This is a genomic window from Pseudomonas sp. S2_F03, assembly GCF_054668335.1.
Genome location: NZ_CP162759.1, coordinates 600,538 through 612,648 on the forward strand (window position 1 = coordinate 600,538; position 12,111 = coordinate 612,648).

The 12,111-nt window shown below is 60.3% G+C and carries 9 protein-coding genes and 2 pseudogenes; all 11 read left to right on the forward strand.

The genetic code is table 11. The features are described 5' to 3' along the window. Positions 1-208 precede the first annotated feature (208 nt). The 11 genes and pseudogenes from AB4N76_RS02905 (at position 209) to nuoL (ending at position 12,104) form a co-directional block, all read left to right on the forward strand. The gene (locus tag AB4N76_RS02905) at positions 209-622 is read left to right on the forward strand and encodes an NADH-quinone oxidoreductase subunit A (RefSeq protein ID WP_003223812.1); all 414 of its coding nucleotides are present in this window, start codon (positions 209-211) and stop codon (positions 620-622) included. A gap of 10 nt (positions 623-632) precedes the next feature. Next, entirely contained in the window at positions 633-1,307 is a 675-nt protein-coding gene (locus AB4N76_RS02910; RefSeq protein ID WP_460164093.1) for a NuoB/complex I 20 kDa subunit family protein, read from the forward strand. A 73-nt stretch (positions 1,308-1,380) separates the two neighbouring features. Continuing rightward, positions 1,381-3,163 (forward strand): annotated as a pseudogene (gene nuoC, locus AB4N76_RS02915) (NADH-quinone oxidoreductase subunit C/D). Positions 3,164-3,165: 2 nt separating this feature from the next. Beyond that, complete coding sequence (nuoE, locus tag AB4N76_RS02920) at positions 3,166-3,663, forward strand: NADH-quinone oxidoreductase subunit NuoE (protein ID WP_008020715.1); 498 nt, start codon at positions 3,166-3,168, stop codon at positions 3,661-3,663. Next, entirely contained in the window at positions 3,660-5,015 is a 1,356-nt protein-coding gene (gene nuoF, locus AB4N76_RS02925) for an NADH-quinone oxidoreductase subunit NuoF (RefSeq protein ID WP_046032490.1), read from the forward strand. The genes nuoE and nuoF overlap by 4 nt, the downstream gene beginning before the upstream one ends. A gap of 137 nt (positions 5,016-5,152) precedes the next feature. After that, the gene (nuoG, locus tag AB4N76_RS02930; RefSeq protein ID WP_460164094.1) at positions 5,153-7,867 is read left to right on the forward strand and encodes an NADH-quinone oxidoreductase subunit NuoG; all 2,715 of its coding nucleotides are present in this window, start codon (positions 5,153-5,155) and stop codon (positions 7,865-7,867) included. Further along, the gene (gene nuoH / locus AB4N76_RS02935; protein WP_007946419.1) at positions 7,864-8,871 is read left to right on the forward strand and encodes an NADH-quinone oxidoreductase subunit NuoH; all 1,008 of its coding nucleotides are present in this window, start codon (positions 7,864-7,866) and stop codon (positions 8,869-8,871) included. Before nuoG ends, nuoH begins: the two co-directional genes overlap by 4 nt. Before the next feature lie 12 nt (positions 8,872-8,883). Continuing rightward, on the forward strand, positions 8,884-9,429 hold the full coding sequence (gene nuoI, locus AB4N76_RS02940) for an NADH-quinone oxidoreductase subunit NuoI (RefSeq protein WP_007946418.1): 546 nt from the start codon (positions 8,884-8,886) through the stop codon (positions 9,427-9,429). 9 nt (positions 9,430-9,438) lie between these two features. Next, positions 9,439-9,943: pseudogene (gene nuoJ, locus AB4N76_RS02945) on the forward strand (NADH-quinone oxidoreductase subunit J). Between the two features lie 2 nt (positions 9,944-9,945). Then, positions 9,946-10,254: an NADH-quinone oxidoreductase subunit NuoK gene (nuoK, locus tag AB4N76_RS02950; protein WP_460164095.1), complete on the forward strand. Its 309-nt coding sequence runs from the start codon at positions 9,946-9,948 to the stop codon at positions 10,252-10,254. Further along, positions 10,251-12,104 (forward strand): NADH-quinone oxidoreductase subunit L, encoded by a 1,854-nt coding sequence (gene nuoL, locus AB4N76_RS02955; protein ID WP_046032493.1) that lies wholly within the window; start codon positions 10,251-10,253, stop codon positions 12,102-12,104. The genes nuoK and nuoL overlap by 4 nt, the downstream gene beginning before the upstream one ends. Positions 12,105-12,111: the final 7 nt, after the last annotated feature.

Sequence of the window (12,111 nt, forward strand, 5' to 3'; positions counted from 1 at the left end):
GAAATCCCGGCTAATGCCCGAAGCGCATGGGCTGCGGGGCTTTGGAGGTGCGCTATGTCCTTATTCCTATAAATAATTTCGCTATAGGAATTTTACTTGCTGGGTGTTTAGCCATAAAATCAGCGGGATTGATTGCTGCGACATATCGTCACTGCGTTGTTACTTTTTTAAGCTCAGAGACCTTTGCTCTCTGTTAAGGATTACCAGCATGCCCGAAGCGACAGGACTCATGGCCCACAACTGGGGCTTTGCCATTTTCCTTCTGGGCGTCGTCGGCCTTTGCGCCTTCATGCTCGGCGTTTCCAGCCTCCTCGGGTCAAAAGCCTGGGGCCGCAGCAAAAACGAACCGTTCGAATCCGGCATGCTGCCTACAGGTGGCGCCCGTCTGCGGCTCTCAGCCAAATTCTATCTGGTCGCGATGCTCTTCGTGATCTTCGATATCGAAGCCCTCTTTCTCTTTGCATGGTCTGTGTCCGTCCGCGAAAGCGGCTGGACCGGATTCGTCGAAGCTCTCGTTTTCATAGCAATTCTGTTGGCAGGCCTTGTCTACCTATTCCGAGTGGGCGCCCTTGACTGGGCTCCGGAAGCTCGTCGTAAGCGACAAGCGAAGCTGAAACAATGAGGCTTTGGCAATGCAATACAATCTCACCAGGATCGACCCCGATGCTCCTAACGAGCAGTATCCGATTGGCGAACGGGAAACCGTTTCCGATCCGTTAGAAGATCAAGTCCACAAAAACATTTTCATGGGCAAGCTCGAAGACGTGCTTAACGGCACGATCAACTGGGGGCGCAAGAACTCCCTGTGGCCGTATAACTTCGGTCTTTCGTGCTGCTACGTGGAAATGACCACCGCCTTCACGGCGCCCCACGACATCGCGCGCTTTGGCGCCGAGGTTATCCGGGCATCGCCGCGTCAGGCGGATTTCATGGTTATCGCCGGTACCTGCTTCATCAAGATGGCGCCGATCATTCAGCGTCTCTACGAGCAAATGCTCGAACCTAAATGGGTTATCTCCATGGGTTCGTGCGCCAACTCCAGTGGCATGTACGACATCTACTCCGTCGTTCAAGGGGTGGACAAGTTCCTGCCCGTGGACGTCTACGTGCCTGGCTGCCCGCCCCGCCCTGAAGCTTTTCTGCAAGGTTTGATGCTCTTGCAAGAGTCGATTGGACAGGAGCGTCGTCCGCTTTCCTGGGTCGTTGGTGATCAAGGCGTGTATCGCGCCGAGATGCCTTCCGAAAAGGAAAAGCGCCGCGAACAGCGAATCGCAGTCACCAACCTGCGCAGCCCCGACGAAGTCTGATCCAGATCTGCTTCTTTCTATAGAACGAGAACCTGGCTTCATTCTTTACGTTGACCGAAAGCGATAAATAACCATGACTACAGGCAGTGCTCTGTACATCCCGCCTTACAAGGCAGACGACCAGGATGTGGTCGTCGAACTGAACAACCGTTTTGGCCCGGAGGCGTTCACCGCCCAACCTACCCGCACCGGCATGCCGGTGCTGGGTTGCGCGTGCCAAACTCGTCGAAGTCCTGACCTTCCTGCGTAACCTGCCCAAGCCATACGTCATGCTCTATGACCTGCACGGCGTGGACGAGCGTCTGCGCACCAAGCGTCAAGGGCTGCCAAGTGGCGCCGACTTCACGGTGTTCTACCACTTGATGTCGATCGAACGTAATAGTGACGTAATGATCAAGGTCGCCTTGTCCGAGGGCGACCTCAACGTGCCGACCGTGACCGGTCTGTGGCCGAACGCCAACTGGTACGAGCGTGAAGTGTGGGACATGTACGGCATCAACTTTGCCGGTCACCCGCACCTGACCCGCATCATGATGCCTCCAACCTGGGAAGGTCACCCGCTGCGCAAGGACTTCCCGGCCCGTGCCACCGAGTTCGACCCGTTCACCCTGAACCTGGCCAAGCAACAGCTTGAGGAAGAAGCCGCGCGCTTCAAGCCTGAAGACTGGGGCATGAAGCGTTCCGGTGCGAACGAGGACTACATGTTCCTCAACCTCGGTCCCAACCACCCTTCCGCGCACGGTGCGTTCCGCATCATCCTGCAGCTGGACGGTGAAGAGATCGTCGACTGCGTGCCGGACGTCGGTTACCACCACCGTGGTGCCGAAAAAATGGCCGAGCGTCAGTCCTGGCACAGTTTCATCCCGTACACCGACCGTATCGACTACCTCGGCGGTGTGATGAACAACCTGCCGTACGTGCTCTCGGTCGAGAAGCTGGCCGGTATCAAGGTGCCCGAGAAGGTCGACGTCATCCGCATCATGATGGCCGAGTTCTTCCGTATCACCAGCCACCTGCTGTTCCTGGGGACTTACATCCAGGACGTCGGCGCCATGACCCCGGTGTTCTTCACGTTCACCGACCGTCAGAAGGCGTACACGGTGATCGAAGCCATTACCGGTTTCCGTCTGCACCCGGCCTGGTACCGCATTGGTGGCGTCGCTCACGACCTGCCGCGCGGCTGGGAAAAACTGGTGAAAGACTTCGTCGAGTGGATGCCAAAGCGACTGGACGAATACCAGAAAGCCGCCCTGGACAACAGCATCCTGCGTGGCCGGACCATCGGCGTCGCCGCCTACAACACCAAGGAAGCCCTGGAATGGGGCGTCACCGGTGCCGGCCTGCGTTCGACCGGTTGCGACTTCGACCTGCGTAAAGCTCGTCCATACTCCGGTTACGAAAACTTCGAATTCGAAGTGCCGCTGGCGGCCAACGGCGATGCCTACGACCGCTGCATTGTGCGCGTCGAAGAAATGCGCCAGAGCATCAAGATCATCGAGCAGTGCATGCGCAACATGCCGGAAGGCCCGTACAAGGCGGATCACCCGCTGACCACGCCGCCGCCGAAAGAGCGCACGCTGCAACACATCGAGACCCTGATCACGCACTTCCTGCAAGTTTCGTGGGGCCCGGTCATGCCGGCCAACGAATCCTTCCAGATGATCGAAGCGACCAAGGGCATCAACAGTTATTACCTGACGAGCGATGGCGGCACCATGAGCTACCGCACCCGGATTCGTACCCCAAGCTTCCCGCACCTGCAGCAGATCCCTTCGGTGATCAAAGGCAGCATGGTCGCGGACTTGATTGCGTACCTGGGTAGTATCGATTTCGTTATGGCCGACGTGGACCGCTAAGCATGAATAGCACGCTTATCCAGACAGACCGTTTCACCTTGAGTGAAACCGAGCGCTCGGCCATCGAGCACGAGCTGCATCACTACGAAGACCCGCGCGCGGCGTCGATCGAAGCCCTGAAAATCGTCCAGAAGGAACGTGGCTGGGTGCCGGACGGCGCCTTGTACGCCATCGGCGAGATCCTCGGCATTCCGGCCAGCGACGTTGAAGGCGTGGCTACGTTCTATAGCCAGATCTTCCGTCAGCCAGTGGGCCGTCACATCATTCGCGTCTGCGACAGCATGGTCTGCTACATCGGCGGCCACGAGTCCGTGGTCAGCGAAATCCAGAGCAAGCTGGGCATCGGCCTGGGTCAGACCACCGCCGACGGTCGTTTCACCCTGCTGCCGGTCTGCTGCCTCGGCAACTGCGACAAGGCGCCGGCGTTGATGATCGACGACGACACTTTCGGTGATGTGCAGCCTGCCGGCGTTGCCAAATTGCTCGAGGGCTACGTATGACCCTGACTTCCTTCGGTCCAGCCAACCGCATCAAGCGTTCGGCCGAGACTCACCCGTTGACCTGGCGTCTGCGTGACGACGGCGAAGCTGTCTGGCTCGACGAGTACCAGGCCAAGAACGGTTACGCCGCAGCGCGCAAGGCCTTCGCCGACATGGCTCAGGACGACATCGTCCAGACCGTGAAAGACTCCGGCCTCAAAGGTCGCGGCGGCGCAGGCTTCCCCACTGGCGTGAAGTGGGGCCTGATGCCCAAAGACGAATCCATCAACATCCGTTACCTGCTGTGCAACGCGGATGAAATGGAACCGAACACCTGGAAAGACCGCATGCTGATGGAGCAACTGCCCCATCTGCTGATCGAAGGCATGCTGATCAGTGCTCGCGCGCTGAAAACCTACCGTGGCTACATCTTCCTGCGTGGCGAGTACACCACCGCCGCCAAGCACCTGAACCGTGCCGTGGAAGAAGCCAAGGCAGCTGGCCTGCTGGGTAAAAACATCCTGGGCAGCGGCTTCGATTTCGAGCTGTTCGTCCACACCGGTGCCGGGCGTTACATCTGCGGTGAAGAAACCGCACTGATCAACTCCCTCGAAGGCCGCCGCGCCAACCCGCGCTCCAAGCCGCCCTTCCCTGCCGCCGTTGGCGTGTGGGGCAAGCCGACTTGCGTGAACAACGTCGAGACCCTGTGCAACGTCCCGGCGATCATCGCCGACGGCGTGGACTGGTACAAATCGTTGGCCCGCGAAGGCAGTGAAGACATGGGCACCAAACTCATGGGCTTCTCCGGCAAGGTCAAGAACCCGGGCCTGTGGGAATTGCCGTTCGGCGTCACCGGTCGCGAGTTGTTCGAAGACTACGCCGGCGGCATGCGCGACGGTTACAAGCTCAAGGCCTGGCAGCCAGGCGGCGCCGGTACCGGTTTCCTGTTGCCGGAACACCTGGACGCACAAATGTACGCCGGCGGCATCGCCAAGGTGGGCACCCGTATGGGTACTGGCCTGGCCATGGCGGTCGACGACAGCGTCAATATGGTTTCCCTGCTGCGCAACATGGAAGAGTTCTTCTCCCGCGAATCCTGCGGCTTCTGCACCCCGTGCCGTGACGGTTTGCCGTGGAGCGTCAAGCTCCTGCGTGCGATCGAGAACGGTGAAGGGCAAGCCGGCGACATCGAGACCCTGCTGGGTCTGGTCGGCTTCCTCGGCCCAGGCAAGACCTTCTGTGCTCACGCACCGGGCGCCGTGGAGCCGTTGGGCAGCGCAATCAAATACTTCCGCCATGAGTTCGAAGCCGGCATCGCGCCTGTCAGCGCCGTCGTCCCGCCTCTGGCAAGGCCGATCGTAGTCGGCGCTTAACGCTTAAAAAAGGTGAACGGTCCGTGCCGTTCGCCTTCTCGTGTGATGACGCCTTGAACGGCTGTGTTGATTCACGCGAATAACAAGATTCCATTAGCCACGCCCGCTGACACCGGGCCAACGAAGAACTTTGAACCATGGCCACTATCCACGTAGACGGCAAAGAGCTCGAAGTCGATGGGGCAGACAACCTGTTACAGGCATGTCTGTCGCTAGGCCTCGATATCCCGTATTTCTGCTGGCACCCAGCCCTAGGCAGCGTTGGTGCTTGCCGCCAGTGCGCGGTCAAGCAGTACACCGACGAAAACGACACCCGCGGTCGTATCGTCATGTCCTGCATGACCCCTGCAACCGATGGCACCTGGATCTCCATCGAAGATGAAGAATCCAAAGCCTTCCGCGCCAGTGTTGTTGAATGGCTGATGACCAACCACCCGCACGACTGCCCTGTGTGCGAAGAAGGCGGTCACTGCCACCTGCAAGACATGACGGTAATGACCGGCCACAACGAGCGCCGTTACCGCTTCACCAAGCGTACTCACCAGAACCAGCAACTGGGCCCGTTCATTTCCCACGAAATGAACCGCTGCATCGCTTGCTACCGCTGCGTACGCTTCTATAAGGATTACGCCGGCGGCACCGACTTGGGTGTATTCGGCGCCCACGACAACGTGTACTTCGGTCGCGTTGAAGACGGCACCCTGGAAAGCGAGTTCTCCGGCAACCTCACCGAGGTCTGCCCGACCGGTGTGTTCACCGACAAGACTCACTCCGAGCGCTACAACCGCAAGTGGGACATGCAGTTCTCGCCGAGCATCTGCCATGGCTGCTCCAGCGGTTGCAACATCTCCCCGGGCGAGCGTTACGGCGAACTGCGTCGTATCGAAAACCGTTTCAACGGTTCGGTAAACCAGTACTTCCTGTGCGACCGTGGCCGTTTTGGCTATGGCTACGTCAACCGCGAAGACCGCCCGCGTCAGCCACTGCTGGCCAACGGCGCCAAGCTGAGCCTCGACGAAGCGCTGGACAAAGCCGCTGACCTGCTGCGCGGTCGCAACATCGTCGGTATCGGTTCGCCACGTGCCAGCCTCGAAAGCAACTACGCGTTGCGCGAACTGGTCGGCGCCGAGCACTTCTACTCCGGTATCGAAGCGGCCGAGCTGGAGCGCATTCGTCTGGTCATGCAGGTGTTGAAAGACAGCCCGCTGCCGATCCCGAACATGCGCGACATCGAAGACCACGACGCCGTGTTCGTCCTCGGTGAAGACCTGACCCAGACCGCAGCCCGCATGGCCCTGTCCCTGCGTCAATCGGTCAAAGGCAAAGCCGAAGACATGGCCGACGCCATGCGCGTTCAGCCTTGGCTCGACGCCGCCGTGAAGAACATCGGTCAGCACGCGATGAACCCGCTGTTCATCGCCAGCCTGGCTGAAACCAAGCTCGACGACATCGCCGAAGAGTGCGTTCACGCCGCTCCCGACGACCTGGCCCGCATCGGTTTCGCCGTGGCTCACGCCCTCGACGCCAACGCTCCGGCCGTTGAAGGCCTGGACGCTGAAGCCCTCGAACTGGCCAAGCGCATTGCCGACGCCCTGCTCGCCGCCAAGCGTCCATTGATCATCGCCGGTACTTCCCTGGGCTCCAAAGCCTTGATCGAAGCTGCCGCGAACATCGCCAAGGCTCTGAAGCTGCGCGAGAAGAACGGTTCCATCAGCCTGATCGTGCCAGAGGCCAACAGCCTCGGCCTGGCCATGCTCGGTGGCGAATCGGTCGACGCCGCGCTGCAAGCCGTGATCGACGGTAAAGCCGACGCCATCGTCGTGCTGGAAAACGATCTGTATACCCGTACCGACAAAGCCAAGGTCGATGCTGCCCTGACCGCCGCCAAAGTGCTGATCGTGGCCGACCATCAGAAGACCGCCACCAGCGATCGCGCGCACCTGGTTCTGCCAGCCGCCAGCTTCGCTGAAGGCGACGGTACGCTGGTCAGCCAGGAAGGCCGCGCCCAGCGCTTCTTCCAGGTGTTTGATCCGAAGTACATGGACGCGAGCATCCTGGTTCACGAAGGCTGGCGCTGGCTGCATGCCCTGCGCGCAACCCTGTTGAACCAGCCGATTGACTGGACCCAACTGGACCACGTCACCGCCGCTGTCGCGTCCAGCACCTCGATTCTGAACCCCATCGTCGATGCCGCACCGTCCGCCTCGTTCCGCATCAAAGGCATGAAGCTGGCCCGCGAACCGCTGCGTTACTCCGGTCGTACCGCCATGCGCGCCGACATCAACGTGCACGAACCGCGTACTCCGCAAGACAACGACACCGCGTTCAACTTCTCGATGGAAGGTTACTCGGGCTCGGTCGAACCGCGTCAGCAAGTGCCATTCGCCTGGTCTCCGGGCTGGAACTCGCCGCAAGCCTGGAACAAGTTCCAGGACGAAGTCGGTGGTCACATCCGCGCTGGCGACCCGGGCACCCGCCTGATCGAAAGCACCGGTGACTCGCTGAACTGGTTCGCCAGTGTTCCGCGCGCGTTCAACCCGGCTCCGGGCACCTGGCAGGTTGTGCCGTTCTTCCACCTGCTGGGCAGCGAAGAGACCTCTTCGAAAGCCGCGCCGGTTCAGGAACGCATTCCAGCCGCCTACGTCGCATTGGCCAAGTCCGAAGCCGACCGCCTGGGTGTCAACGACGGCGCCATGCTCAGCTTGAACGTCGCTGGCCAGACCTTGCGTCTGCCGCTGCGCATCAACGAAGAGCTGGGTGCCGGTCTGGTTGCATTGCCTGCGGGCATCGCCGGCATTCCGCCAGCGATCTTTGGCAAATCCGTTGATGGTCTGCAGGAGGCAGCGCAATGACTTGGTTCACTCCTGAAGTGATCGACGTGATCATCGCAGTCATTCAGGCCATCGTGATTCTGCTCGCCGTGGTGGTGTGCGGCGCGCTGCTGAGCTGGGTCGAGCGTCGTTTGCTCGCCCTCTGGCAGGACCGTTACGGTCCGAACCGCGTCGGCCCGTTCGGCGCGTTCCAGATCGCGGCCGACATGATCAAGATGTTCTTCAAGGAGGACTGGACCCCGCCGTTCGCCGACAAGATGATCTTCACCCTGGCACCAGTCGTGGCCATGAGCGCCCTGCTGATTGCCTTCGCGATCATCCCGATCACCCCGACCTGGGGCGTGGCGGATCTGAACATCGGTATCCTGTTCTTCTTCGCCATGGCCGGTCTGTCGGTCTACGCGGTGTTGTTCGCCGGTTGGTCGAGTAACAACAAGTTCGCCCTGCTGGGCAGCTTGCGGGCCTCGGCGCAAACTGTGTCGTACGAAGTGTTCATGGGCCTGTCGCTGATGGGCATCGTGATCCAGGTCGGCTCGTTCAACATGCGCGACATCGTTGATTACCAGGCTCAGAACCTGTGGTTCATCATTCCGCAGATCTTCGGTTTCCTGACCTTCTTCATCGCTGGCGTGGCCGTGACTCACCGTCACCCGTTCGACCAGCCGGAAGCGGAACAGGAACTGGCCGACGGTTACCACATTGAATACGCCGGCATGAAATGGGGCATGTTCTTCGTCGGTGAGTACATCGGCATCGTGCTGATCTCAGCGCTGCTGGTGACCTTGTTCTTCGGTGGCTGGCACGGCCCGTTCGGCATCCTGCCGCAGATCCCGTTCATCTGGTTTGCAATGAAAACCGCGTTCTTCATCATGATCTTCATCCTGCTGCGCGCCTCGATTCCGCGCCCACGGTATGACCAAGTGATGGACTTCAGCTGGAAGTTCTGCCTGCCGCTGACCCTCGTCAACATGCTGGTGACCGCTGCGATCGTGTTGCTCAACACGCCCGCCGTCGCGGCTCAGTGAGGATAGAGAATCATGAAGTACATATTTGACATCGTGCATGGCTTCTTCACCCAGCTTCGCAGCCTGGTGATGATTTTCGGCCACGCCTTCCGCAAGCGCGACACGCTGCAGTACCCGGAAGAAGCCGTGTACCTGCCGCCGCGCTACCGTGGTCGTATCGTCCTGACCCGCGACCCTGATGGCGAGGAGCGTTGTGTAGCCTGCAACCTGTGCGCCGTGGCATGCCCGGTGGGTTGCATCTCGCTGCAGAAAGCTGAAACCGAAGACGGTCGCTGGTACCCGGACTTCTTCCGCATCAACTTCTCGCGCTGCATTTTCTGCGGCCTCTGCGAGGAAGCCTGCCCGACCACCGCGATCCAGCTGACACCGGATTTCGAGATGGCCGAGTTCAAACGTCAGGACCTGGTTTACGAGAAAGAAGACCTGCTGATCTCCGGCCCCGGCAAAAACCCTGATTACAACTTCTATCGTGTTGCAGGTATGGCGATTGCCGGGAAGCCGAAAGGCTCCGCGCAGAACGAAGCCCAGCCGATCAACGTGAAGAGCTTGCTGCCTTAAGGAAGAAAGATGGAATTCGCTTTCTATTTCGCATCGGGTATCGCTGTGGTGTCCACGCTTCGCGTGATCACCAACACCAACCCTGTGCACGCCCTGCTCTACCTGATCATTTCGCTGATCGCCGTGGCCATGACGTTCTTCGCCCTCGGCGCACCGTTTGCCGGTGTACTGGAAGTGATCGCCTACGCTGGCGCCATCATGGTGCTGTTCGTGTTCGTGGTGATGATGCTGAACCTGGGCCCGGCCTCGGTTCCAGCAAGAGCGCGTCTGGCTCAAGCCCGGTATCTGGCTTGGCCCGGTTGCTCTCGGCGCCCTGCTGCTGGTTGAACTGCTGTACGTGCTGTTCAGCCATTCCAGCGGCCAGGCCGTCGGCCACACCACCGTAGACGCCAAGGCCGTGGGCATCAGCCTGTTCGGTCCTTATCTGCTGGTGGTCGAACTCGCCTCGATGTTGCTGCTCGCCGCAGCTGTCACGGCGTTCCACTTGGGCCGCAACGAAGCCAAGGAGCAATGACGATGCCTGCTATCCCTATGGAGCATGGTCTGGCGGTCGCCGGCATCCTGTTCTGCCTCGGTCTGGTCGGCCTGATGGTCCGCCGCAACATTCTCTTCGTGCTGATGAGCCTGGAGGTCATGATGAATGCCTCCGCTTTGGCGTTCATCGTTGCCGGTAGCCGCTGGGCGCAGCCGGATGGACAGATCATGTTCATCCTGGTGATCAGCCTGGCAGCCGCCGAGGCCAGTATTGGCCTGGCGATTCTGTTCCAGCTGTATCGCCGCTTCCACACTCTCGATATCGACGCTGCCAGCGAGATGCGCGGATGAATCTTCTCTATCTGACTTTCGTATTCCCTCTCATAGGTTTCCTGCTGCTGGCGTTCTCACGCGGGCGCCTCTCGGAAAACCTGTCGGCGCTGATCGGCGTCGGTTCCATCGGTCTGTCGGCCATCGTCACGGCTTACGTGATCTGGCAATTCAAGGTCGCCCCGCCTGAGGGCGGTCACTACACCCTGGTGTTGTGGCAGTGGATGGCGGTGGAAGGCTTTACGCCGAACTTCGCGCTGTACCTTGATGGCCTGTCCGTGACCATGCTCGGTGTGGTCGTGGGTGTCGGCTTCCTGATCCACCTGTTCGCGTCCTGGTACATGCGCGGTGAAGCCGGTTACTCGCGTTTCTTCGCCTACACCAACCTGTTTATCGCCAGCATGCTGTTTCTGGTCCTGGGCGATAACCTGTTGTTCCTGTACTTCGGCTGGGAAGGCGTGGGCCTGTGCTCGTACCTGTTGATCGGTTTCTACTACAGCAACCGCAACAACGGTAACGCGGCACTCAAGGCGTTCATCGTCACCCGTATCGGCGACGTGTTCATGGCCATCGGCCTGTTCATCCTGTTCGCTCAACTGGGTACGCTGAACGTCCAGGAACTGCTGGTGCTGGCACCGCAGAAATTCCAGGCTGGCGACTTCTGGATGGTCATGGCCACCCTGATGCTGCTGGGCGGCGCTGTCGGTAAATCGGCGCAACTGCCGCTGCAAACCTGGCTGGCGGACGCGATGGCCGGTCCTACTCCGGTTTCGGCACTGATCCACGCCGCGACCATGGTAACCGCCGGTGTCTACCTGATCGCCCGTACCCACGGCCTGTTCACCCTGGCGCCGGAAATCCTGCACCTGGTAGGCATCGTCGGTGGCGTGACCCTGGTCCTCGCCGGTTTTGCCGCACTGGTCCAGACCGACATCAAACGCATCCTCGCCTACTCGACCATGAGCCAGATCGGCTACATGTTCCTGGCGCTGGGCGTTGGTGCGTGGGATGGCGCGATCTTCCACCTGATGACCCACGCCTTCTTCAAGGCGCTGCTGTTCCTTGCCTCCGGTGCGGTGATCGTTGCCTGCCACCACGAGCAGAACATCTTCAAGATGGGCGGCCTGTGGAAGAAACTGCCGCTGGCCTACACCAGCTTCATCGTCGGCGGCGCGGCACTGTCTGCCCTGCCACTGGTGACCGCAGGCTTCTACTCCAAGGACGAAATCCTCTGGGAAGCGTTCGCCAGCGGCAACCACGGTCTGCTGTATGCAGGTCTGGTCGGCGCGTTCATGACCTCGCTGTACACATTCCGCCTGATCTTCATCGCGTTCCACGGTGAAGCGAAGACCGAAGCGCACGCCGGTCACGGTATTGCTCACTGGCTGCCACTGTCGGTGCTGATCGTGTTGTCGACTTTCATCGGCGCGATGATCGTTCCGCCGCTGCACGGTGTACTGCCAGAAAGCGTCGGCCATGCCGGCGGCGAAGCCAAGCACAGTCTGGAAATCGCGTCGGGCGCCATAGCCCTGGCCGGTATCTTGCTGGCCGCGCTGCTGTTCCTCGGCAAGCGTCGTTTCGTCACCGCCATCGCCAACAGCGGCATCGGCCGTTTCCTTTCGGCCTGGTGGTTCGCTGCCTGGGGCTTCGACTGGATCTACGACAAACTGTTCGTCAAGCCATACCTGGCGATCAGCCACGCACTGCGCAGAGACCCGCTCGACCAGACCATCGGTCTGATCCCGCGTATGGCCAAAGGTGGTCACACCGCCCTGAGCCGTACCGAAACCGGTCAACTGCGTTGGTACGCAGCATCGATGGCAGCCGGCTCCGTGCTGGTCATCGGCGCCATCGTGCTGGTAGCGGTCTGAATATGAA